Here is a 24317-nt window from a genome sequence, read left to right as displayed (position 1 = left end):
CCTCCCGCACGACATGGGATACGGTTGCCAGCCGCACTTCGTTCACCACCAGGCTTCAAGCCTCCGCCTCAACCGCCTTCAGCAGGTCGCCCGGCCGTCACGGCGGTGACACCGGGGTGACCCGCAGATCGTTCCTCAGCTCTGTGAAGAGCCGTTTCGCCCGCGCGCCGTCCCACCGCACGGCGATGCCCTTGGAGGTACGGAACCGCACGTCGGACACCGGAACGTTGATCTGTCTGCCGCCGCCCCCCGTGACGCTCCGCACCGCCTGGAGCAGCGTGACGAGTTCCGGCAGGTCCGTGCCCTTGTCGACGACGAGCGTGTCGAGGCCCGCCTCGGCGGCCGGGAGGAGCCTGGACGGGTTGAGCACCACGTCGGACCGGGTGGCTCGCTCCGCGAGGGCGGCCAGGAACTCCTGTTGGTTCCTGGTGCGCCCCAGGTCGCCGCGGGCCTCCTGTTTACGCTGCCGGACGAACGCGAGCGCCGTCCTACCGTCGAAGACCTGACAGCCCCGCTTCACATCCAAGCCAGAGCTCTTGTCCTTGATGTCGCGGTCCACGCACATCTCCACGCCGCCGACGGCGTCCACGACGTCGACGAAACCGCCCAGACCGATCTCTACGTAGTGGTCGATGCGCAGGCCCGTGTTGTGCTCGACGGTCTGTACGAGCAGTTGGGGGCCGCCCAGGGAGTACGCCGCGTTGAGCTTGTCCTCGGACGCCGGGTGGACCTTGCCGGTCTGGGGGCGAAGTGTCTGCGGGATGGTCACCCACGAGTCGCGCGGCAGACTCACCATCGTGGTGCCGTTCGCGCCGGTGTGCAGCAGGATCATCGAGTCGGTGCGGCCGCCCTGGAACGCGCCCGTGCGCAATTTCTTCCTGTCCTCCTCGGTCAGGCCCTCCCGGCTGTCGGAGCCCACGATGAGGTAGTTGGTGCCGCTGCCCTGCGGCGGTCGGCTCCCGATCTCCTCAAGACTGACCTGCCGGTTGAGTGCGGAGTCGGCCCATAAGTAGGTGCCGACCGGGACGAGCAGCAGTACGAGGGCCAGCAGGAGCAGCGTTCGCCCGATCCGGCGGACCAGGCTGCGGCGGCCGCGTGCCGGCCGCCGCCCGGGACGGTTGCCCCGTACGGCGACGCCCCGGGCGGTGTCCTGGACGGTGTCACGCGCCGACCGTGTGTCAGACGCCCGCCGAGCGCCCTGGGAGGGCGGACGTCCCCCGGACGCGGACGCGGTGCTCTTGCTTCCCGGCGCCCGGTTCGAGGGGTACGGCTCCGGGGGCGTGACGCGGACGCGAGCCTCCCCCGCGATGAGGCGCGGCTCAGGCATCACCGCTTCATCCGCGTGCCCATCGACGTCGGACCACGTGCTCAGTCGGTCGCTCATGCCCCATAACCCTTGCTGGTCGACTTCTCGGAGCTGGAAAGCAGTCCGGACATCCGATCCGCCCGAGGACGGACAGAGCAGTCGGCGGTCGGCACACCGGTCGCCGGTCGTCCGTTGCCGGTCCGGGTGAACTCGACTGGGCGGAGGGAGATCCGGTGACGGTCTCCGCCCGGCCCGGGGCCAGGTGCGCGCCCCTGGACAGGGGCGATCGTCACGCTCGCCACGTCCACATCGACGTCCGCTGCGCCGACTGTTCCGGTTCGGCCAGTTGCCCCGCCGGACTCCTGGTCGGCCGTACCGGCGCGGTTCAGACGCTGCCACTTCAGCCGCCTGCCGATCAACAGCGTGACCAGGGACTGGATGACGACCAGGTACGTCAACTGCCGGTAGACGAAGAGCTGGAAGGGCACGGCCCACAGCGCCCTGACCGGTTCACCGTCCAGCCGCAGCGCGTATCCCGCGCAGAACATCTCCATGGCGAGGAAACCGAGCCACAGCGCGGCCGCCTGCACGGGGTTCCGGAAGAGTGCTCCGTACAGGGCGAAGACGTCGACGACCGGCCCGAACAGCGGCAGGACGATCTGGAAGAGCGTGAGATAGGTCAGCCCTCGGCGGCCGAAGCGCCCGGCCGGGCCCCGTTCGACGAGGGCGTGGCGATGCTTGCACACCGCCTGGAGAGTGCCGTAGCACCAGCGGTAGCGCTGCCGCCACAGGTGGCGCGGCGAGACGGGGACCTCGGTCCAGGCGATCGCGGACTCCTCGTAGACCGCTCGCCAGCCGGCCCGCCACAGGGCCATCGTGAGGTCGGTGTCCTCGGCGAGGGTGTCCTCGCTGACGCCGCCGACATCGATCAGCGCCTTCCGCCGGAAGGCGCTGATGGCACCGGGCACCGTCGGCATGCACTCGAGCACATCGAGCATGCGGCGGTCGAGGTTGAAGCCGAAGACGTACTCCAGGTGCTGCCATCTGGCGAGCATGCGGCGCCGGTTGCCGACTTTCGTGTTGCCGCTGACCGCGCCGACGGCCGGGTTCGCGAGCGGCTGGATGAGCTGGTACACGGCGTCCGGCTCGAAGACGGTGTCGGCGTCGACCATGACCACGATGTCGTGCATCGCCCAGGCCAGGCCGTGGTTGAGGGCGGCGGCCTTGCCGGAGTGGGGCCGACGGAGCACCGTCACCCGGGGATCGCCGATACCTTCGGCCACGGCGGCCGTCCGGTCCGTCGACCCGTCGTCGATCACCACGATCTGCAGATGCGGGTGGGTGGAGGCGAGCAGGGACCGGAGGGTGGACTCGATCCCCGCCTCCTCGTTGTACGCGGGGACGAGGACGGTCACCGGATCGGTCACCACGTTCGGCCGGGCGTGGACCGGGCCGGTCAGTGCGCGGTCGATGCGCCGGACATGGATGCGGGACAGGAGGGTGAGCATCAGCAGCCGGAACGCGACCAGCGTCCCCACCGCCAAGAGCGCCCAGGTAATACCGCTCGCCAGCGCCTGCCCGGCGTCGCCGGCCCAGATCAGGGCGGTGCCCTCCCGCCGCTCGGAGGCGGACGCGGGCGTGTTCGCCGGGGGCCGGCCGAGCCCGTCCGTCACGGTGGTGAACACATCGGCGGGGTGGCCGCGGAGCAGCCGCTCGGTCTCGCCGTACCCCAGGCCGTCGTGGCTGAGCTGGCGGATCGCACCCCGCGCGGGCTTTCGGGACGGGTGGTCGGCGGCGACCAGCACGTATCCGTCCGCCGCGGCGCGCGTCGCCGCCTTCCACTCGGCCCCGCACAGCGTGTCCACCGTGGTGGTCCCAGGCATACGCAGCAGCGCGGTACGCACTCCCGCGGCGCCGGCCAGCACCCGCTGGGTGAGCGACAGTTCCAGCCGGCTGCGGGTCCCGGATGCCGGGCCCAGGGCGTCGCCGCTGTAGGTGTGGGACCCGATCTCATTGCCCTCGGCAAGGATCTGGCGTACCAGTTCCGGGTAGCGAGCCACCTGGGACCCGTCGAGAAAGAAGGTGGCGTGTGCCCTGTGTCCGCGCACCAGGTCGAGCAGGCGCGGCGTCCAGACGGGGTCCGGCCCACCGTCGAACGTGAGCGCGACAGTGTGGGTGGGCATTCCGGCCGACGTCACCCGGTCACCGCTGAAACGCAGCACCGGCCCGCCTTCGTCCACGGCCTTCGGCACAGGTCGGGTACACGCGAGCCGTGCCCGTGAGGCGTCCACCTCGTGGTGGGTCCAGCCCTCGAAGAGCAGCGCGGAGACCATGACGGAAATGACGAGGATCACCAGAAGCCAGTGCCCGCGGGGGGCATGGGAAAGAGCGTGCCGACCCTTCATCCCGCGGTGCTCTCACTGCTGTTGGCTGTCGGGCAGTGTGCGTCGCGGGCGATGACCGGGGGGTGCCCGATCAGCCCGTGCAACTGGACGGGTACCTTCTCGCCTCTCCTGGCCGACGCGGGATGCGGTAGTTCCGTCGCCGGCGCCCCGGGCGCCGTGGTGATGGTGGCGCGAGGGCCGAGAGCCGAGCGTTCCAGGCGCATGCGGATACCTTTCGAGAGGAACTGCGGACAGTTCGTCGCGATGGGGGAAGCCGGCCTCTGGGGGGGCGGCTCCGGGTATGCATCGCTCCTGACGCGGCCGCACGGTCACGGTGTTGACGACGGCAGGCGCGTCAGGCCTTGGTTCCGCAGCAGGATGGCGTGTCCTCCGCGCGCACCGCATCTGCCGAAGGGGCCGATCGTCTCTGCCGATCGGCAGACCACGCCGGGATGAGGCGGCTGGTGCTGACCGGTTGGGCCGCGGTGGGGAACGCCGCAGGCCTCAGCCGCTTGCCGAGCCTCCCATCGCGGGCGGGACGGCGCGGTTGGTGGTACACGTGACACGACCGTCCGACCAGCGCGCATGGCGCTGCCGGACGCATGGAGTCCCGGGTGGCCCGTGGCTGGCAAGCACGGCTCGTACTCCATACGCCAGGAACTCCCGCCCCGCGAAGACGGCACCCGCCGCTCCTTCAGCCGCGCCGGCTACGACTCCCTCAAGGCGGCCCAGGCCGACCTCGACCACGTCCGCGCGCTGCTCGGCCTCGCCGACACCGACGACCCCGAGGGCATGGAACTGATCGCCGCCATGCTGGAGGAGGTCGGCGACGAGAAGTCGCCGCTGCCGGATGTCGAGGAGACCCGGCGGCGTCTGAAGTCCGGCCAGGACCTGATCGGCCGCCTGACCGTCAGTGAGTGGCTCGACCGATGGCTCGACGGCAAGCGCATCCGCAAGTCGGGGCTCAGCCGCTACGAGACCGACATCCGGTTCCATTTGAAGCCTCGCATAGGCCACCACCGTCTCGACCGCCTGCGCGTGAGCCATCTCAGCAACATGTTCACGGCCATCGCCGACGCCAATGCCGAAATCCTGGAGCAGAACGCCCAGCGCCGGGCCGCGGTGGAGGAGTTGGCCACCGTGCCGTGGAAGGGCACGGACAACCGCGCCCGCCGCAAGGTGATGAAGACGGCGATCGACGCCATGCCGCCGTTCCGGCGTGTGACCGGTCCAGCTACGCGGCTGCGTATCAAGGCCACGCTGCGGGCCGCGTTGAACGACGCGATCGGCCAGCAGATCGTCACCTTCAACCCGGCGGCCCACGTCGAACTCGACCCCGTGCGCAAGCCGAAGGCTCTGGTGTGGACGGACGCGCGGGTGGCCAAGTGGGAGCAGACCGGCGAGAAGCCCTCGCCCGTGATGGTCTGGACGCCTGAACAGACCGGCGCGTTCCTCGACTTCGTCGCGGAGGACCGGCTGTACGCGATGTGGCACCTGATCGCCCTCCGCGGCCTGCGGCGGGGCGAGGCATGCGGGCAGCCCTGGTCGGAGACCAACCTCGATGACCACTCCCTGACCGTCTCCGCCCAGCTCGTCCAGGACGGGTGGGAGGTCGAGACCTCCGAGCCCAAGACGGACAGCGGCTTCCGCGTGGTCGCGCTCGACGACGACACCGTCAACGTCCTGAAGCGGCACCGCGAACAGCAGGACGCGGACCGCGAGGAGTGGGGATCAGCCTGGGTGGACACCGGCATGGTCTTCACCCAGGAGGACGGCTCCTGGCTCCACCCCGGGAAGGTGACCGACCTCTTCGAGCGCCTCGTCGCCGCCTCCGGGCTCCCGCCGATCCGGCTGCACGACCTCCGGCACGGGGCGGCCACGCTCATGCTCGCCGCCGGCATCGACGTGAAGATCGTGTCGGACACGCTCGGGCACAGCGACACCCGGATCACGCGGGACATTTACCAGAGCGTCCTTCCGCAGGTCGGCAAGAACGCCGCCGAGGCCACCGCCAAGCTCGTCCCGCTTCAGCGGAAGACCGAGGCGGAGGAGGCCCGCAAGGCCGCCAAGCAGGCGGCCAAGGCGAAAGCCGAGACCAGGGCCAAGAGGAAGGGCAAGCGGAAGGGCAAGCGGAAGAAGCCTAAGAAGTAGGGCACCGGACCGCTCCGCTCACGCATCGCTCACGCAAGCCATCTCGCGGCACCCCGGCCGTGTGACGCGTCATGCTCCGAGTAGCAGAAAACCCCAGGTCAGCGGCTATCTGTCCTGGGGTTTCTCGGAGCCGCCTTCGGGATTCGAACCCGAGACCTACGCATTACGAGTGCGTTGCTCTGGCCATCTGAGCTAAGGCGGCGCGCTGTCCGCACTATGGTGCGATCGGCAACGTCGGTAAGTCTACACAGTTTCCGGGGTGCTCCGAACCACGGGCCGGAGCACCCCGGGGACGGCCCGACCCGGCCGTCCCAGGTGCCGACGATCAGGACGCTGAGCAGCGCTTTCCGTCCGTCGGGGGCGTGCCGCGGAGCAGGTACGTGTTGATCGCGGAGTCGATGCAGGCGCTGCCGCGCCCGTAGGCGGTGTGTCCGTCCCCGTCGTACGTGAGGAGGCGAGCCGAGGAGAGCTGGGAGGCGAGGGACTGCGCCCAGCGGTACGGCGTGGCCGGGTCACGGGTGGTGCCGACGACGACGATCGGGGCGGCGCCCTTCGCCTCGATGCGGTGCGGCCCGCCCGTCGGCCCCACCGGCCAGTACGCGCAGTTCAGGGAGGCCCACGCGAGCGCCCGGCCGAAGACCGGTGAGGCCTTCTCGAACTCGGGCAGAGCCCGTTCCACCGCCTCCGGAGTGTCGTAGGCGGCCGGGAGGTCCAGGCAGTTCACGGCGGCGTTGGCGTACATCAGGTTGGAGTAGGTGCCGTCGGGCGCCCGTTCGAAGTAGCTGTCCGAGAGGGCGAGCAGACCGGCACCGTCGTTCTTCTCGACCGCCTCGGTGAGCGCCTGGCGCAGCTGCGGCCAGGCCCCCTCGTCGTACATCGCGGCGATCACGCCCGTCGTCGCGAGGGACTCGCCGAGCCGCCGCCCGTCCGCGTCACCGGTCGCGAGCGGCCGGGCGTCCAGCCGTTCGAAGAGCCCGCTCAGGTTCTCGGCCACCTGCGCCGGCGTACGCCCCAGTACGCAGTCCTTCCGCCGCACGCAGTCCCTGGCGAAGGCCTGGAACGCGGTCTCGAAGCCCGCCGTCTGCTCCTGGTTGAGCCGACGGGCCGGCAGCGACGGGTCCAGCGCGCCGTCCAGCACCAGCCGGCCCACCCGCTCCGGGAACAGCCCCGCGTACGTCGCGCCCAGGAACGTCCCGTACGAGGCACCCACGTACGTCAGCTTCTCGTCGCCCAGCACGGCCCGCAGGATGTCCATGTCCCGGGCGGCCTCGACCGTGGAGACGTGCCGCAGCAGCTTCGGCGCCCGCTCCCCGCACCCCTCCGCGAACCGCTTGTACGCGGCGACCAGCCGACCCCTCTCCGCCGTGTCGTCCGGGGTGAGATCCGTCTGCGTGTACGTGTCCATCTGGCGCCCGGTGAGACATTCGACCGGTTCGCTGCCCGCCACGCCCCTCGGGTCGACGGCCACCATGTCGTACCGCGCCCGCACCTTGGCCGGGTAGCCGATGCCCGCGTACCGCTGCACGTAGCCGACCGCCGAGCCGCCGGGCCCGCCCGGATTGACCAGCAGCGAGCCGAGCCGCTTCCCCGGGCCGGTCGCCTTCCGCCGCGAGACGGCCAGCTCGATGTCGCCCTCGCCCGGCTTCGCGTAGTCGAGCGGCGCCTTCATCGTGGCGCACTGGAAACCGGGGGTCTCGCAGCCCCGCCAGCTCAGCTTCTGCTCGTAGTACGGGGCCAGCGCCGACGGAGTCGCACGGGGCAGCGGGCCGAGAGCGGGCCCCCCGTCGGCCCTCGTGGCCGCCGCACTGGAGTGACCGGAGGAACAGCCCGCGACGAGCAGCGCGGCGGCCGCGAGCAACGCGCCGCCGACCCGCGGGGACCGGTTCGGCCGGGAAGTACGCCTGGTGTGCATCTCGCGAGCCTAACCAGAACCACTCAATTCATCACGAACGGCGACGAACGCTCCTCGTACGAGTGACTCGGTCAACCGAACGCACCTTGGCCCCCGCGGACGTGCCGCGCAGACCAACCCCGTAGACCAACCCGGTAGACCAACCCGGCAAATCCCCCCTCCCCCATCACCTCACCCGGCGCGCAAGGCCATCGTCATCGCCTCCACGGCCAGCAGGGGCGCCACATTGCGGTCCAACGCCTCTCTGCACGCCGCGATCGCGTCGATGCGCCGCAACGTCGCCTCGGGCGTGCCTCCCCGCGCCAGCCGCTCCAGACTGTCCCGCACCTCGACATTGGCGAGCGCGACCCGCGACCCCAACTGGATGGCCAGCACATCCCTGTAGAACCCGGTGAGTTCGGTCAGCGCGAGGTCCAGGCTGTCCCGCTGCGCCCGCGTACGCCGACGCTTCTGCTTGTCCTCCAAGTCCTTCATCACGCCCGCCGTACCGCGCGGCATACGCCCGCCCTGCACCGCGCCCAGCGCCGCCTTCAGCTCCTCGGTCTCCTTGGTGTCGACCTCTTCGGCCAGCTGCTTCGACTCCTCCGAAGCCGCGTCCACCAACTCCTGCGCCGCCTTCAGACACCCTCCGATGTCCTCGACCCGCAACGGCAGCTTCAGCACGGCGGCCCGCCGCTCCCGGGCCCGCGGATCGGTGGCCAGCCGCCGGGCCCGCTCGATGTGCCCCTGGGTCGCCCGCGCGGCCGTCGCGGCGGCCTCCGGCTCGATGCCCTCCCGCCGTACGAGCATGTCCGCCACCGCGTCCACCGACGGGGTGAGCAGCGCGACATGCCGGCACCGCGACCGGATCGTCGGCAGCACGTCCTCCAAGGACGGCGCGCACAGCATCCACACCGTCCGGGGGGCGGGCTCCTCGACGGCCTTCAGCACGGCGTTGGCCGACTTCTCGTTCAGCCGCTCGGCGTCCTCGACCAGGATCACCTGCCAGCGCCCGTTCGCCGGCGACGTGAACGACTTGCGCACCGTGTCCCGCATGTCGTCGGCCAGGATCTGCGTGCCCACCGCCGCCACGGTGCTCACATCCGCGTGCGTCCCCACCAGCGCCGTATGACACCCGTCACAGAACCCGCATCCCGGGCTCCCCCCGAGCGCCCGGTCCGGACTCACACACTGCAACGCCGCCGCGAACGCCCGCGCCGCCGTCACCCGCCCCGACCCGGGCGGCCCCGTGAACAGCCACGCGTGCGTCATCTTCGACGCCTCCGGAGGCGCGATCCCCTGCTCCGCCGCCGTGACGATCCTGTCCGCGTCCCGGGCGGCCGCGTCCAGCTGCGCACTCAGCCGCTCCTGCCCCACCAGGTCGTCCCACACAGCCATGCCCCACCGCCTCCGTCACACAAAACCCTCACCGCGCCCCATTGTGCGCGACACCACTGACATCACACCGCCCGCACTTCTGACCGCGGCACCGGCCACTCGTCCACCCAGACGACCACGACGCGCACGGTCAGCCACCGACGCACAGTCGGCCGCAAACGCACGGTCGGCCGCAAACGCACGGTCGGCCGCAGAAACGCACCGTCGGCCGCCAACGCACGGAAGGGGCCGTGCCGGTGCGTCGAGCCCGTCGCATACAGCGGCCCAGAGAACCCGGAGAATCCACCCCTGGGCAGTAGGGCACCAAGCGACGGGCTGACGCACCGGCACGGCCCCGACCCACCACCGGCAGTACGCGTACCGGCCACCGACGACCAACAACCAACACGGCCCGGCCCGACTCAGCGCAACTCAGCGGCGGCGCCGCCCCCAGCCCCGCTTCCCCTCGGCATCGTCCTCGCCGTGCGGACCCAACAACTCGTCCGCCAACGTGGGCAGATCGTCCAACGGCGTCTCCTCGGCCCAGTCCGACCGAGGCCGCCGCCGCGGCACACCTTGCTCGTCGACCTGCGGAAGCTCCCGCGTCCGATCGGTCCCGTCCGCCCCGATGGCCCCGTCCGCACTGTCCGCCCCGTCGGCCCCATCGGCACCGCCCGTCGCAGGCCACTCGTCCCGGAAGTATCCCGGCGGCGCCAGATCGTCCCGCACCGGCGGCAGCACAGCCGTCTCGTCGGCGGCATCCGACGGCACCTGCGGCAACACCGCGGTCTCATCCTCGGCAGCCGCAGCCCCCGCCCCGGCCCCGGTTCCCGCCCCCGCCCCGGAACCCGGCACCGACGGCTTCGGCAGCTTCGCCGTGGTCTCGGAGTCACCCCCCGGCGCATCCCCCCGCACCGGCGGCAACACCGCAGTCTCGTCCACCGGCCCACCCGACGCGTTGGTCGGCGTCACGAACGGCGTAGCCACGGTCACCGCATCATCGCCGCCACCGGCACCGTCACCAGCCTCAGCCCCGCCCGAAGCACCAACCCCAGACCCGGCCCCAGCCCCAGCCCCGGCCCCCCGCTCAGCCGCAACCCGCGCAGCCTCCGCCGCAGCCGCGACCCGCTCCGCCTCGGCCTTCCGGTCGGCCTCGGCCCGCTCCGCAGCGGCGCGCTCCGCCTCGGCCGCGACCGCCGCGGCCCGCTCGGCCTCCGCCGCGGCGGCCACCCGCCGCGCCTCCTCGGCCCGCAGCAACGCCTCCTCGGCCTTCCGCTGCTTCTCCAGGCGCAGCGCCTCCGCCTCGGCCCGCAGCCGCTGCTCCTCCGCGGCCTGCTGGCGACGCCGCTCCTCCTCGACGCGCCGCCGTTCCTCGGCCTCGGCACGCGCCTTCTCCTCCGCGAGGAGCCGTGCCTGCTCCTCCTCGGCTCGACGGCGCGCTTCCTCGGCCCGCTGCCGGGCCTCCTCCGCCTGCCGCTCCGCCTCGCGCCGCTGAGCCTCCTCCAGCTCGCGCCGCTTGCGCTCCTCCTCCTCGGCCCGCAGCCGCGCGAGCTCCTCCTGGCGCTCGCGCTCCAGCCGCTCCTCCTCGGCCTTGCGCGCGGCCTCTTCCTCGGCCTTGCGACGGGCTTCCTCCTCGGCCTTGCGCCGGGCCTCCTCCTGCGCCTTCACCTCGGCCTCGGACAGCGGCAGCATCACGTCGAGCCGCGCCCGGACCACGGTCGTCACGGCCTCCGGGTCCTGCCCGGCGTCCACGACGAGGTACCGCCCGGCATCCGCGGCGGCCAGCGTCAGGAACCCGGCCCGCACCCGCTCGTGGAACTCGGCCGGCTCCGACTCCAACCGGTCCGGCGCCTCGGTGAACCGCTCGCGCGCGGTCTCGGGCGACACGTCCAGCAGCACCGTCAGATGCGGTACGAGCCCGTCGGTCGCCCACCGCGAGATCCGGGCGATCTCCGTGGGCGAGAGGTCCCGCCCGGCGCCCTGGTAGGCCACGGACGAGTCGATGTACCGGTCGGAGATGACGACCGCGCCGCGCTCCAGCGCGGGCCGCACCACGGTGTCCACGTGCTCGGCGCGATCCGCCGCGTACAGCAGGGCCTCGGCCCGGTGCGAGAGCCCGGCGCTCGACACGTCCAGCAGGATCGACCGCAGCCGCTTGCCCACCGGGGTCGCCCCCGGCTCGCGCGTGACCACGACCTCGTGCCCCTTGGCCCGGATCCACTCGGCGAGCGCCTCGACCTGAGTGGACTTCCCGGCGCCGTCCCCGCCCTCCAGGGCGATGAAGAAACCCGAAGCCGCGGGCGCCTGAACCGGATCGTCGCCCTTCAGCAACGCGTCCCGCAGGTCATGCCGCAGCGGCACCCCGGACCGGTCGTCGACCTTGGCGAGCACCAGCGCGGCGACCGGCAGCAGCAACGCCCCCACCAGCATCAACGTGAACGCCGCACCGCCGTGCGCGAAGACGAACTTGCCGCTCTCCAGCCGGTGCGGCCCGATGACGGCGGCGACCAGCGGAGCGACGAGCACCGCCAGCGCCACGAACACCCGTACGACGGCGTGCAGATGCTCGGTGGTGCGGGCCCGCCGGAAGTCCTCGGCCTCCTGGTCGAGCAGTGTGTGTCCGGTGTTGGCGGCGATGCCCGCACCGGCACCGGCGAGCCCGAGGATGAGCACGACGCTCGTGACGTCCGGCGTCAGACCGGCGGCGAGCAGCGCGATCCCGGTGAAGGCGATCGCGAGGGCGAGCAGCCGACGCCGGGACAGCGCGGGCAGCACGGACGGCGCCCGGCGGATCCCGACGACCACGCCTCCCGTGAGCGCGGTGACGAACAGCCCGTACATCACCGGCCCGCCGCCCAGGTCCTTGGCGTGCAGCACGGCGACGGCGACCGCGGCGGCGACGGCGCCCGCGACGGCTCCGCAGGCCGGCACCAGCAGCGGGATCGCGCCCGTGCGGCCCTTGTCCACACCGGTGCCGGTCTTGGGCCGGCGCAGCCCCTCCAGCGGCGACCGCGCGCGCGGGGTGCGCGTCTTGGGCAGGTCGAGGAAGGTCACGACGGACAGCGAGGCGGCGAAGAGCCCGGCGGCGACGTACGAGGCGAGCGCGGCCTGGTGCTGCCCGAACCAGTCGAGGCCCGCGCCCAGCACGTTGTTGAGCAGCGAGGCGACGACGAGGACGGCGGCCGCGAGGGGCACGGCCACGAATCCGGTACGCAGGGCCAGGCGCCGCAGCGCGTCCATGTGGTCAGGCAGCGGCCGTACGGTCGCGCCCTCCAGCGGCGGCGCGGGCAGCAGCGCGGGGGCCGCGCTCTCGCGGCAGACCGTCCAGAAACGCTCGGCGACACCGGCGACGAACGCGGTGACCAGCAGCACCGCGAGCGCGTTGTCCGGCGTCCAGTCGATCCACAGGGGCGCGACGATCAGCAGCAGGACCCGCAGGCCGTCCGCGCCGACCATGGTCCAGCGGCGGTCGAGCGGGCCGTCCTGCGAGGTCAGCGAGGTGAGCGGACCGAGGAGGACGGCGCCGAAGAGCAGGGTCGCGAGGGCGCGCGTGCCGAAGACGGTCGCGACCGTCAGGGCGACGCCCCGGTATCCGCCGCCGAAGGCGCCCTCGGCGATCGCCGCCTGGAAGGCGAGGAGCACCAGCACGAACAGCGCGAGCACATCGCCCACGCCGCCCACGAGCTGGGCGCTCCACAACCGTTTCAGCTGCGGTCGGCGCAGCAGCGCCCGGACGGCGCGCTCCCTGGAATCGGCTGCCAGGGCGTCATCGGGGGCCGGGTTGTGGGCCGTCGGCTGCTCGGCTCGCATCATGCTTTCAGCCTATCGGCACCCACCGACACCCAGAAGCAGCGCCCGAACGCACGCACGGCGCACGACCAAGTCACACAGAACACACACATTCATCGGGGCGAGGCGCCCCGTCAGGGGCGCGGGGAGCTGCGCGATCGACCACGACGAACCCGCGGTCGCCGAACAGCCCACGCCCCGAGCTACTAGGCGCCGTCCCCCGCAGCGGTCGCCTTCTTCGCGGTCGCCTTCTTCGCCGGAGCCGCCTTCTTGGCCGCGGCCGTCTTCGACGCGGTCGTCTTCTTCGCGGCGGCGGTCTTCTTGGCCGGGGCGGCCTTCTTCGCGGCGGTCTTGGTCGCCGTCTTCTTCGCCGGCGCCTTCTTGGCCGTCTTCTTGGCGGGACCCTTCGCCCGCTTCTCCGCCAGCAGTTCGAACCCGCGCTCGGGCGTGATCTCCTCCACGCTGTCGCCGGACCGCAGCGTCGCGTTGGTCTCGCCGTCGGTGACGTACGCCCCGAAGCGGCCGTCCTTCACCACGACCGGCTTCCCGCTGACCGGGTCCTCGCCCAGTTCCTTCAGCGGCGGCTTGGCGGCGGCCCGCCCGCGCTGCTTGGGCTGGGCGTAGATCGCCAGCGCCTCTTCGAGGGTGATCGTGAAGAGCTGCTCCTCGGTCTGCAGCGACCGCGAGTCCGTGCCCTTCTTCAGATACGGCCCGTACCGCCCGTTCTGCGCTGTGATCTCCTGGCCCTCTGCGTCGGCGCCGACGATCCGCGGCAGCGACATCAGCTTCAGGGCGTCGTCGAGGGTCACCGTGTCCAGGGACATCGACTTGAACAGCGAGGCCGTGCGCGGCTTGACCGCGTTCTTGCCGGTCTTCGGCGTGCCCTCGGGAAGGATCTCCGTGACGTATGGTCCGTAGCGCCCGTCCTTGGCGACGATCTGGTGACCGGTCGCCGGGTCGGCGCCCAGCTCGAAGTCGCCGCTCGGCTTGGCGAGCAGTTCCTCCGCCAGCTCGACGCTCAGCTCGTCGGGTGCCAGATCCTCGGGGATGTCGGCGCGCTGGTGCCCCTCGGCGTCCTTCTCGCCCCGCTCGATGTAGGGGCCGTAGCGCCCGACGCGCAGCACGATGTCGTTGCCGACGGGGAAGGACGAGACCTCGCGCGCGTCGATGGCGCCCAGGTCGGTGACGAGTTCCTTCAGGCCGCCGAGGTGGTCCCCGTCGCCGTTGCCGGCCGCGGCCGCGGCGGTGCCGGTGACGTCCGTGCCCTCGCCGAAGTAGAACCGCTTCAGCCACGGCACGGCCTGCGCCTCGCCGCGCGCGATGCGGTCGAGGTCGTCCTCCATCTTGGCGGTGAAGTCGTAGTCGACGAGCCGCCCGAAGTGCTTCTCCAGGAGGTTGACCACGGCGAAGCTCAGGAAGGACGGCACGAGCGCCGTGCCCTTTTTGAAGACGTAGCCCCGGTCGAGGATGGTGCCGATGATCGACGCGTACGTCGACGGGCGACCGATCTCGCGCTCTTCGAGCTCCTTGACCAGGGAGGCCTCGGTGTAGCGGGCGGGGGGCTTGGTGGCGTGCCCGTCGACCGTGATCTCCTCGGCGGAGAGCGGGTCGCCCTGGTTGACCTGCGGCAGCCTGCGCTCGCGGTCGTCGAGTTCGGCGTTCGGGTCGTCGGCGCCCTCGACGTAGGCCTTGAGGAAGCCGTGGAAGGTGATCGTCTTGCCGGAGGCGCTGAACTCGGCGTCCCGGCCGTCGGAGGCGGTGCCGCCGATCTTGACGGTGACGCTGTTGCCCGTGGCGTCCTTCATCTGGGAGGCGACGGTCCGCTTCCAGATCAGCTCGTACAGCTTGAACTGGTCGCCGGTCAGCCCGGTCTCGGCGGGCGTGCGGAAACGATCACCCGAGGGCCGGATCGCCTCGTGCGCCTCCTGCGCGTTCTTGACCTTCCCGGCGTACGTTCGCGGCTGCGCCGGCAGGTAGTCGGCGCCGTACAGCTGGGTGACCTGGGCGCGGGCGGCGGCCACGGCGGTGTCGCTGAGCGTCGTGGAGTCCGTACGCATATAGGTGATGAAGCCGTTCTCGTACAGCTTCTGCGCCACCTGCATCGTCGCCTTCGCCCCGAAGCCGAGCTTGCGCGAGGCCTCCTGCTGGAGCGTCGTCGTACGGAAGGGGGCGTACGGCGAGCGGCGGTACGGCTTGGACTCGACGGACCGGACCGCGAAGCGGGTGTTCTCCAGGGCGGCGGCGAGTGCGCGGGCGTTCGCCTCGTCGAGGTGGAGGACGTTCGCGCCCTTGATCTGCCCGAGCGAGTCGAAGTCGCGGCCCTGGGCGACGCGGCGGCCGTCCACCGACTGCAGGCGGGCGACCAGCGACGACGGGTCGGAGGCGTCACCGGCGCGGCCGGTGGCGAAGGTGCCGGTCAGGTCCCAGTACTCGGCGGAGCGGAAGGCGATCCGCTCACGCTCGCGCTCCACGACGAGCCGGGTCGCGACGGACTGGACGCGGCCCGCCGACAGGCGCGGCATGACCTTCTTCCACAGGACCGGCGAGACCTCGTAGCCGTAGAGGCGGTCGAGGATGCGGCGGGTCTCCTGGGCGTCGACGAGGCGCTGGTTCAGCTCGCGCGGGTTGGCGACGGCGGCCTGGATCGCGGCCTTGGTGATCTCGTGGAAGACCATCCGCTTGACCGGGACCTTGGGCTTGAGCACCTCCTGGAGGTGCCAGGCGATGGCCTCGCCCTCGCGGTCCTCATCGGTGGCGAGGAAGAGTTCGTCGGACTCCTTCAGCAGGTCCTTGAGCTTCCTGACCTGGGCCTTCTTGTCCGCGTTGACCACGTAGATGGGCGCGAAGTCGTGCTCGACGTCCACGCCGAGGCGGCGCACCTCGCCGGTGTACTGCTCGGGCACCTCCGCGGCGCCGTTGGGAAGGTCGCGGATGTGCCCCACGCTCGCCTCGACGATGTAGCCGGGGCCGAGATAGCCCTTGATCGTCTTCGCCTTGGCAGGCGACTCGACGATGACGAGTCGGCGGCCGCCCTTCGCGGTCTCGCTGGTCGGGGACAACTTCGCTCTTCTCTCCGGTCGACGCTGGGTCTCCCCAGGCTTGCGTCCCGGGGCGGGCGCCCCCTGGGGCCGGTGCCTCGCACGGGGCTCGGCGGTCTGGCCCGGGGGTCGGGTCATGCTGACGCTGCGGAGTGTGACGGTACATCCCGCCCCCGTGTCAAACGGGAAAAGCCCGCAACGGCCACTCGAACGGTAACCCGACTACCGCCATTCCTGCCGCCCGGCGTCTTCAGCGATCCGTTCGGGGCCTATGCGGAGGGTCACATCCCTGTTACGCCGCCCGCTCTCCGGACCCGTCTCCCCGAGCCCCCTCAGACGCGGGTGAGGCACCAGGCGCCGAGCGCCAGGGCGGTGACCGCGGTGACGCTCGCGAGGGTCGCCGACATCACGGGACGCACCCCCTGCGCGACCGGCTCGCCGAGGCGCAGCCGCCTGGCGGTCCACAGCAGCAGCCCGCCCCCGAACAGGGCGAACACCACTCCTACGAAGATCGCCGGACCGCTCTCCATGTCCCGTCCTCCCACCCCTCGACTGCCCCGGGACGGGAGGCTGGCACGGACGGGAAGCGGGCGCGCGAACCCGAGGTGAACGCGAGGCGTCCGGACCCTCAGACCGAGCCGGGCGTGGGTATCTTCCCGGTCGTCTGCGACGCGTCGGCGTTGCGCACCGTGCACACCACCTTGTTGAAGCCCTTCTTCCACTCCTCTTCGGCGGAGACCCATCCCGACACGATCAGGTCAGCGCCGGGCGCCCAACTCGACTCGAACCTGTTGGTGCACAGCTTTCCGCCTTCGGCGAGGGCGCCGTCGAACGTCATGTTGTCGGGTGCCTGCACCGATCCGACCACCTGGTCGGTGTGCGCTTCGGCACAGTCGGTCAGCGGGGCGTCGTACCCCTCGTCCTCCCTGGTGGTGTAGTCCCAGCAGTCGCCGACGGCCATCTGCGTCGGCCAGAGGTTCATGCCCACGTCACGGAGTCGGCCCACCTCGCCGCCGATCGGGACGTGCTTGCCGAGCACGAGACAGGCCGTACCGCCCTTGGCCGCGGTGAAGCCCTCCGCCGTCGGGACCAGCGCGTAGACGTCCGCGTCGGGCAGGGCCTCGGCCATCGGGTCGGCCTGGCTGGCGCAGCGCTGCGCGCCGCTGGCCTTGGCGTCGGCGGCGTCCGACGCTGTCTCTATCGCGACGACCTGGCCGTCCGGCCAGTCCTCGTCGCAGTCCACCACGCCGAGGTCGGGCACCGAGTCGAACGCCGTCCCCGTCCAGACCGCCTTGACGCAGTCCCCCACCTCCAGCGCCTGCTTGAGGGCCGCCCGCTTGCCGTAGGGGTACTCCGACTTCGGTGGCGACGCCAGCGCGCCCGGGGTGTCGGAGGGCTTGGGGTCCGGGCCGCCCGTCAGGTTCACCGCGGCCCAGGTCCCGCCGCCCGCCACGAGCAGCACGGCGACCACGATCGCGACGACCGCCGCCGCGGGCGTCTTCCGCTTCGGCCCGCCGGGTGGCGGCGGGCTTCCGGCGGTGATGGTCGGGAACCCCGCGTTCCCCGGCGGCGGGGCGCCGCCACCGCCGTACGGTGTCGACGGGTTGGTCGTATACGGCGGCTGGTTGCCCACGGTGGCGCCGTACCCGGGCGTCCGGGCGCCTCCGCCGCCGTACGCCGGGCTCCCGTAGGGCGTGGACCCGCCCCCGTACGGGTTGTAGCTGCCGTAGGGACCGTGCTCCTGTCCCTGCTGCCACGGGTCGTACGGCGCGGGGCCGCCCGGCGTCGCGCCCGGTGTGGGCGGGCCGCCCGCGGGAGTGTTCGGGGTGTTCGGCCCCGAGGGCGCGCCGGGTGTGTGCGGGGCCCCCGGGGTGTACGGCGTGTGGGGCGGGCCCGGCGTGTTCGGCGCCTCCCCGAGGCCGTGCTGCCCGGCGGCCACGTAACCGGGCGGCGCGCTCGCCACGTACCCCGGAGGTGCACCGGGCGTGCCGGGTGTGGCGGGGGCCCCGGGCGTACCCGGAGTGCCGGCGGCCGGTCCGAAGGCGCCGGGGGCCGACGCGGGGGTGGCTCCCCAGCCCGGCGGGATCGACCCGCCGCCCGAGGCGGTCACCCGCTCCAGGCCGCGCGCCACGGCCTCCGGCGAGAGCCGGCGCACGGGGTCCTTGATGAGCAACCCGTGCAGGACGGGGGCCAGTTCACCGGCGCGGGCGGGCGGTGTCGGCTCCTCGCCGAGCAGCGCCGTGAGCGTCGCGTACTCGCCGCGCCGGTCGAAGGGGCCGCGGCCCTCGACCGCCGCGTACAGCGTGGCGCCGAGCGAGAACAGGTCGGCGGCCGGGGTCGGCGGCTCGCCCCGCGCCCGCTCGGGCGCCAGATAGCCGGGCGTACCGAGGATGCCGGCGGTGGCGGTGAGCCGGGGCTCGCGGGACTCCGGCTGGAGCGCGATGCCGTAGTCGGTGAGCAGCACGCGCGCGTACGGGTCGCCCGAGGCGTCGGCCGCGAGCAGGATGTTGGCCGGTTTGACGTCCCGGTGGAGTATGCCGATGCGGTGGCCCGCCGTGAGCGCGTCGAGGACGGCGAGCCCGATCCGGGCGACCTGCTCGGGCGGGAGCGGGCCCCGCTGCCGGACGACCGCCTGGAGGTCGATCGCGTCCGGCACGTACTCCATGACGATCCACGGCAGCCCCTCGTGGAGCACCACGTCGTGGACCGTGGCCACATGGGGGTGGCCGCGCAGCCGCGCGGCGTGCCGGGCCTCGCTGCGGGCCCGGGCGATGCGCTGGGCGGGCTCGGTCGCGTCCATCGGGACATCGGGCAGGGAGATCTCCTTCATGGAGACCTCGCAGGCCAACTCCTCGTCGTACGCGAGCCAGACCCGGCCCATGCCGCCCGCGCCCAGGGTGCGCAGCAGGCGGTACCGGTCGTTGATGATCCTTCCCTGGCCCTGCTCCGGCGTATCCCCCGCCATCGCGATCCCCCGATCCCCGAGACAGCGCGTGCCTCCCCCGAGGACACGTCGAATCCGTCTCTTGAAAATAGCTTCGCACGCACCACTGACAGGAGCCCTTTTGCGGACCAATCCAGCCAGAGGGGACACAGCCGTCCCAGTGGTGCGAATGCGCCCCGTACGTCACGGGAACGGGCGCCGGGCGGGGTACCGGTACGGTCACCGGACGGTCAGGAAATCGTCACCGGGTGCGGAAGCCCGGGCGGGCCCCTCGCCGGTGCGGGTGGGTCACCGAGCCGGTTCGAGGAACCCCTGTTCGACGAGGAGGCGGATCTGGACCGGGGTCCGGTCGCGCAGCGCCACCGGGTCCTCGCCGACGAGCTGGGCGATGGCGTCCAGAATTCGTCCGGCGCTGAGCGTGCCGTCGCACACACCGGCGAATCCGGCGCCGACCGTGTCCACCTTCGTGGCCCGGCGCATCCCACGGTTCTGACGCAGCACCACATGCTCGGGGTCCTCGGCGCCGGGCAGTCCGACCTGCTCCTGGACGACCTCGGCGGTGAGCCGGAAGTGCGCCGCGAGGAGGGCCGCGTCGTCGTTCTCCCGCAGGTAGTCGACGCGCGCGAAGTGCTGACGCACCGTCTCACCGAGTGGCTGTTCGACCGGATGCGGCCACTCCTCCAGGGTGATCGAGGGCTCCGACTCCGCGGCGGCCGTCCTCCGCAGCGTGATCCACCCGAAGCCGACGCCCTTCACCTTCCGCGCCTCGAACTCGTCGAGCCACGCGTCGTACCGCGCCTGGTACTCGGCCACGTCACCGCGGTGGTCGCCCGCGTCCCGCAGCCACAACTCGGCGTACTGCGCGACGTCCTGGACCTCACGCTGCACGATCCACGCGTCGCAGCCGCGCGGCACCCACGACCTGAGCCGCTCCTGCCAGTCCTCGCCCTCCACGTGCTGCCAGTTGGCGAGGAACTGCGCGTACCCGCCCTCGTTCAGCCGCTCCCCCGCCTGCGAGACGAGCGTGCGGCACAGGTCGTCCCCGCCCATGCCGCCGTCGCGGTACGTCAACCGGGCGCCCGGCGAGATCACGAACGGGGGGTTGGACACGATGAGGTCGTACGTCTCGTCCGCCCCGACCGGCTCGAAGAGCGAGCCCTCTCGCAGCTCGGCGGCGGGGGCGCCGGAGAGCGCCAGCGTGAGCGCCGTGATGTGCAGCGCGCGCGGGTTGAGATCGGTCGCCGTCACGCGCGTGGCGTGCTGTACGGCGTGCAGCGCCTGGATGCCGGAGCCGGTCCCGAGGTCGAGGGCGGCGGCGACGGGCGTCCGTACCGTGATGCCGGCCAGCGTCGTGGACGCCCCGCCGACCCCCAGCACGACTCCCTCGTCCCGGCTTCCGATCCCGCCGGCCCCGCCGACCGCGCACCCCAGGTCGGACACGATGAACCAGTCCTCGCCGCCGGGGCCGCCGTACGGCCGCACGTCGACCGTGGCGGCGACCTCGTCCCCGTCGTCACCGACGCGAACGAGCCAGCCGCTCTCGACGCACGCGTCAACAGGCAGCACGCTCTCCACGCGCGTGCGTACGACCGGCTCCTGCAACAGGAACAGCCGCACCAGCGCCTCCAGCGCCGTGTCCCCCCGCGTCGCCCTGAGCGCCGGCACGACCTCGCTCCGCGCGAGGGCCGCGTAGGCGGAGGCGCCGAGCAGTTCGAGCAGCCCGTCAGCGGTGAACTCGACACCGAGCAACGCCTCTCGAAGCCGCACGGCGACATCGGTCCGGTCGGTGGAGGGCAGGGACGACAGCTTGGAATCACTCACGACGCTCAGCGTAGCCGCGCCTCGCGACCCGCCTCGGCGGCACACACGCCGCATCTCGGCTCGCCCCGTCGTCACAATTGCGGGCAGTCGTGCCGCTGGGGCGGCACGGGTGGGCGCAGGCGGCACCCGGCAAGCGCCGGTGCGCGATACCCACCCCCCGCCCGACCCGACCGCCGAGTGCCCGACGCACCCCGGCCCAGTCGCCCCACAGCCAAGAAGAACCCCGGTCAGGTCTCCGAAGGCACAGCCGGCGCCGAAGCCGCCCCGGAGGTATTCGCGGACTTGCAGCTCTGCTGCTCCGCCATCGCCTGCCCGACCTCCCCCTTCTCCAGCTCCTTCAACGCGTCGCTCCCGGTCTTGCTGAGCTTCTCCAGCTCCGTCGCGACCCCTTCGAGCCCGTCCGCGAACTTCGCCTGGTCCTTCGTGTTCAGCGCGTCCGACTTCTTCTTCAGCTCCCCGTACGCCGTGGACAGCTGGTTCAGCTCGGCGACCGCGGCCTTCTGCTTCTTCTCGCCGTCCTCGACGTCCGGCGCCCCGGCCTTCTGAATGGCCGTCGCCATCGCCTTGTACGCGTCGGAGATGTCCTGGAAGCCCTGGGAGTCGGCCTTCTGCACGTCCGCCGGCGCGCTGTCGTCCGAGGTCTCCTTCTGGATCGAGGCGTTGGCCGCCGCGATCTTCTTGATCTGCGGCTGCACCGAGTCGCAGACCTCCTTGGCCCAGGAGTTCAGCTTGTCGTTCGTCTCGTCGTCGCCGCCGCAGCCGGACAGCGCCAGTACCAGTACCGCACCGCCGGACAGTGCGGCCGCGAGCTTCTTGTTCACCGGATTGGTCCCTTCCATGGCTCTCGGCCCCGGAACATACACGCCGTTTGGGTGCCACCTGTGTGCCGAGCACCCCCGGTACACCCTTTTGTAACCGTTTGCACCAAGCGAGAGAAGGCTCACGGGCACCACCGGCACGGCCAAGGGGCGGACGGCCGACGCGTCAACACGCGTCGTCCGCCCGCCCCTTGAGCTGGCCCCTGGCAGAGCCGGTCGTCAGACCGCCTACGAAACCACCGCTGGATCCGCCGACTTGGCCACCCGCTCGGAGTTGCCTTCGTCACCCACGGCGATCCCGCGCCGCTTGGACACGTACACCGCCCCGACGATCACGGCGATCGAGGCCACCGCGATGGCGACCCGCAGCGCGACGCTCTTGTCCTCTCCATAGCTGAACTGCACGACCGCGGGCGCGATGAGCAGTGCGACGAGGTTCATCACCTTCAGCAGCGGGTTGATGGCCGGTCCCGCCGTGTCCTTGAACGGGTCGCCGACGGTGTCGCCGATGACGGTCGCGGCATGGGCCTCGCTGCCCTTGCCGCCGTGATGGCCGTCCTCGACGAGCTTCTTGGCGTTGTCCCACGCTCCACCGGAGTTGGCGAGGAAGACCGCCATCAGCGTCCCGGTCCCGATCGCGCCGGCGAGATACGCGCCGAGCGCGCCGACCCCGAGCGTGAACCCGATCGCGATGGGCGCCATGACGGCGAGCAGACCGGGCGTGGCCAGCTCCCGCAGGGCGTCCTTGGTGCAGATGTCGACGACCCGGCCGTACTCGGGCTGCTCGGTGTAGTCCATGATCCCGGGCCGCTCGCGGAACTGCCGCCGCACCTCGTAGACCACCGAACCGGCCGACCGCGCGACCGCGTTGATCGCCAGCCCCGAGAAGAGGAAGACGACCGCGGCGCCCGCGACGAGCCCGACCAGGTTGTTGGGCTGGGAGATGTCCATCATCAGGTTCATGGGCGCGCCTTCGCCGGAGACCTTCTCCCCGACGTCGTTCGCGGCCGTGAGGATCGCGTCGCGGTACGAGCCGAAGAGCGCGGCGGCCGCGAGGACGGCCGTGGCGATCGCGATGCCCTTGGTGATGGCCTTGGTGGTGTTGCCGACGGCGTCCAGGTCGGTGAGCACCTGCGCGCCCGCGCCCTCGACGTCGCCGGACATCTCGGCGATGCCCTGCGCGTTGTCGGAGACCGGCCCGAAGGTGTCCATGGCGACGATGACACCGACCGTGGTGAGCAGGCCGGTGCCGGCCAGCGCCACCGCGAACAGCGCCAGCATGATCGACGTACCGCCGAGCAGGAACGCCCCGTAGACGCCGAGGCCGATCAACAGGGCGGTGTAGACGGCCGACTCGAGACCGATGGAGATACCGGCGAGGACGACGGTGGCCGCGCCGGTGAGCGAACTCTTGCCGATGTCCTTCACAGGACGCCGGGTGGTCTCGGTGAAGTAGCCGGTCAGTTGCTGGATCAGCGCGGCCAGCACGATGCCGATGGCCACCGCGACGACCGCCAGGACCCGCGGGTCGCCCTCGTGACCCGCGATCGCCGTGTCCGTGACGCCTTCGAGGTCGGCGTACGAGGACGGCAGGTAGGCATAGACGGCGATGGCGACGAGCACCAGCGAGATCACCGCGGAGATGAAGAAGCCGCGGTTGATGGCGGACATGCCGCTGCGGTCGGTACGACGGGGCGCCACCGCGAAGATGCCGATCATCGCGGTGATCACGCCGATCGCGGGCACGATCAGCGGGAACGCGAGGCCGGAGTCGCCGAACGCCGCCTTGCCGAGGATCAGCGCGGCGACGAGCGTCACGGCGTACGACTCGAAGAGGTCGGCCGCCATGCCGGCGCAGTCGCCGACGTTGTCGCCCACGTTGTCGGCGATGGTCGCGGCATTGCGCGGATCGTCCTCCGGAATGCCCTGCTCGACCTTGCCGACCAGGTCGGCGCCGACGTCGGCGGCCTTGGTGAAGATGCCGCCGCCGACCCTCATGAACATGGCGATGAGCGCGGCCCCGAGGCCGAAGCCCTCCAGCACCTTCGGCGCGTCGGCCGCGTAGACGAGGACCACGCAGGACGCGCCGAGGAGGCCGAGCCCCACCGTGAACATGCCGACGACGCCGCCGGTGCGAAATGCGATCTTCATCGCCTTGTGCGAGACGGCGGTGAGATCCTTTTCCGGCTCGCCTTCCGCCGGTGTCGCTTCCCGGGCCGCCGCGGCGACGCGCACATTGCTGCGCACGGCGAGCCACATACCGATATAGCCGGTGGCCGCCGAGAACGCCGCGCCGATCAAGAAGAACACCGATCGTCCGGCGCGCTGATTCCAGTCGTCCGCGGGCAGCAGCATGAGCAGGAAGAACACGACGACGGCGAATACGCCGAGCGTGCGCAACTGCCGTGCCAGATAGGCGTTCGCGCCTTCCTGTACGGCCGCGGCGATCTTCTTCATGCTGTCGGTGCCCTCGCCCGCCGCGAGCACCTGGCGCACCAGGACCCCGGCGACGACGAGTGCTGCCAGGGCCACGACGCCGATCACCATGACGATGATCCGGTTGTCGTCGGTGAGCACCGCGGCTGCGAAGTTCGCGGTGTGGTCAAACCTTTGAGGGGTAGAAAGCCCCGCCATTCGTCCTCCTTGACGCTTGGGCTGAGCTCAAGATGTGGACGGATTGTAGGGAGGTGAACCTGATCAAAACAGTGCGCGGGAAACGGAATTGGCCTTCACATGCTCTTCAGCAAATGATCCGGACCCGCCCACGCTACTCGAAAGAAGTAACGCCTCAAAGGCAT

12 protein-coding genes and 1 tRNA gene are annotated in these 24317 nt (G+C 71.6%); 1 reads left to right on the top strand and 12 read right to left on the bottom strand.

Translation table 11 applies throughout. The features are described from left to right. Window positions 1-97: 97 nt before the first annotated feature. Both L3078_RS26295 and L3078_RS26290 read right to left on the bottom strand, forming a co-directional pair. On the bottom strand, window positions 98-1327 hold the full coding sequence (locus L3078_RS26295; protein ID WP_239756397.1) for an LCP family protein: 1230 nt from the start codon (window positions 1325-1327) through the stop codon (window positions 98-100). A 53-nt stretch (window positions 1328-1380) separates the two neighbouring features. Next, a complete protein-coding gene (locus L3078_RS26290) occupies window positions 1381-3711 on the bottom strand; it encodes a bifunctional polysaccharide deacetylase/glycosyltransferase family 2 protein (RefSeq protein ID WP_239756396.1) in 2331 nt (776 codons plus the stop codon). A gap of 600 nt (window positions 3712-4311) precedes the next feature. On the opposite strand from L3078_RS26290, the gene L3078_RS26285 reads away from it, so the two are divergent. Next, on the top strand, window positions 4312-5841 hold the full coding sequence (locus L3078_RS26285) for a tyrosine-type recombinase/integrase (protein ID WP_239756395.1): 1530 nt from the start codon (window positions 4312-4314) through the stop codon (window positions 5839-5841). Window positions 5842-5969: 128 nt separating this feature from the next. On the opposite strand, the gene L3078_RS26280 is transcribed toward L3078_RS26285, so the two are convergent. The 10 genes from L3078_RS26280 to L3078_RS26235 all read right to left on the bottom strand — a co-directional run bounded on the left by L3078_RS26280 (window position 5970) and on the right by L3078_RS26235 (window position 24153). Continuing rightward, window positions 5970-6043 (bottom strand) — tRNA-Thr (locus tag L3078_RS26280). A 123-nt stretch (window positions 6044-6166) separates the two neighbouring features. Beyond that, entirely contained in the window at window positions 6167-7753 is a 1587-nt protein-coding gene (locus L3078_RS26275; protein ID WP_239756394.1) for an alpha/beta hydrolase, read from the bottom strand. Between the two features lie 171 nt (window positions 7754-7924). After that, window positions 7925-9130, bottom strand: coding sequence for a DNA polymerase III subunit delta' (locus tag L3078_RS26270; RefSeq protein WP_239756393.1), 1206 nt, complete (start codon window positions 9128-9130; stop codon window positions 7925-7927). Window positions 9131-9541: 411 nt separating this feature from the next. Further along, window positions 9542-12922, bottom strand: a complete 3381-nt coding sequence (gene tmk / locus L3078_RS26265; protein ID WP_239756392.1) for a dTMP kinase — start codon at window positions 12920-12922, stop codon at window positions 9542-9544. Between the two features lie 182 nt (window positions 12923-13104). After that, window positions 13105-15957 carry a type I DNA topoisomerase gene (gene topA, locus L3078_RS26260; RefSeq protein ID WP_239756391.1) on the bottom strand — a complete coding sequence of 951 codons (2853 nt, stop codon included), beginning with the start codon at window positions 15955-15957 and terminating at the stop codon, window positions 13105-13107. A gap of 311 nt (window positions 15958-16268) precedes the next feature. After that, a complete protein-coding gene (locus L3078_RS26255; protein WP_239756390.1) occupies window positions 16269-16466 on the bottom strand; it encodes a hypothetical protein in 198 nt (65 codons plus the stop codon). A gap of 98 nt (window positions 16467-16564) precedes the next feature. Next, window positions 16565-18901 (bottom strand): serine/threonine-protein kinase, encoded by a 2337-nt coding sequence (locus L3078_RS26250; RefSeq protein ID WP_239756389.1) that lies wholly within the window; start codon window positions 18899-18901, stop codon window positions 16565-16567. A gap of 267 nt (window positions 18902-19168) precedes the next feature. After that, entirely contained in the window at window positions 19169-20701 is a 1533-nt protein-coding gene (locus L3078_RS26245; RefSeq protein ID WP_239756388.1) for a DUF7059 domain-containing protein, read from the bottom strand. 227 nt (window positions 20702-20928) lie between these two features. Further along, entirely contained in the window at window positions 20929-21540 is a 612-nt protein-coding gene (locus L3078_RS26240) for a small secreted protein (protein ID WP_239756387.1), read from the bottom strand. A gap of 207 nt (window positions 21541-21747) precedes the next feature. Beyond that, complete coding sequence (locus tag L3078_RS26235; protein WP_239756386.1) at window positions 21748-24153, bottom strand: sodium-translocating pyrophosphatase; 2406 nt, start codon at window positions 24151-24153, stop codon at window positions 21748-21750. Window positions 24154-24317: the final 164 nt, after the last annotated feature.

This window comes from Streptomyces deccanensis (genome assembly GCF_022385335.1).
GTDB classification, from domain to species: Bacteria; Actinomycetota; Actinomycetes; order Streptomycetales; family Streptomycetaceae; genus Streptomyces; species Streptomyces deccanensis.
The sequence above is the reverse complement of the archived record's forward strand: the minus strand, read 5'-3'. Positions and strand labels throughout refer to the sequence as shown.

Coding starts and splice junctions, on each gene's coding strand:
- L3078_RS26295 (WP_239756397.1), bottom strand. CDS start 1,327: ATGCCTGAGCCGCGCCTCATCGCGGGGGAGGCTCGCGTCCGCGTCACG.
- L3078_RS26240 (WP_239756387.1), bottom strand. CDS start 21,540: ATGGAAGGGACCAATCCGGTGAACAAGAAGCTCGCGGCCGCACTGTCC.
- tmk (WP_239756392.1), bottom strand. CDS start 12,922: ATGATGCGAGCCGAGCAGCCGACGGCCCACAACCCGGCCCCCGATGAC.
- L3078_RS26235 (WP_239756386.1), bottom strand. CDS start 24,153: ATGGCGGGGCTTTCTACCCCTCAAAGGTTTGACCACACCGCGAACTTC.
- L3078_RS26290 (WP_239756396.1), bottom strand. CDS start 3,711: ATGAAGGGTCGGCACGCTCTTTCCCATGCCCCCCGCGGGCACTGGCTT.
- L3078_RS26270 (WP_239756393.1), bottom strand. CDS start 9,130: ATGGCTGTGTGGGACGACCTGGTGGGGCAGGAGCGGCTGAGTGCGCAG.
- L3078_RS26250 (WP_239756389.1), bottom strand. CDS start 18,901: ATGGCGGGGGATACGCCGGAGCAGGGCCAGGGAAGGATCATCAACGAC.
- L3078_RS26255 (WP_239756390.1), bottom strand. CDS start 16,466: ATGGAGAGCGGTCCGGCGATCTTCGTAGGAGTGGTGTTCGCCCTGTTC.
- L3078_RS26275 (WP_239756394.1), bottom strand. CDS start 7,753: ATGCACACCAGGCGTACTTCCCGGCCGAACCGGTCCCCGCGGGTCGGC.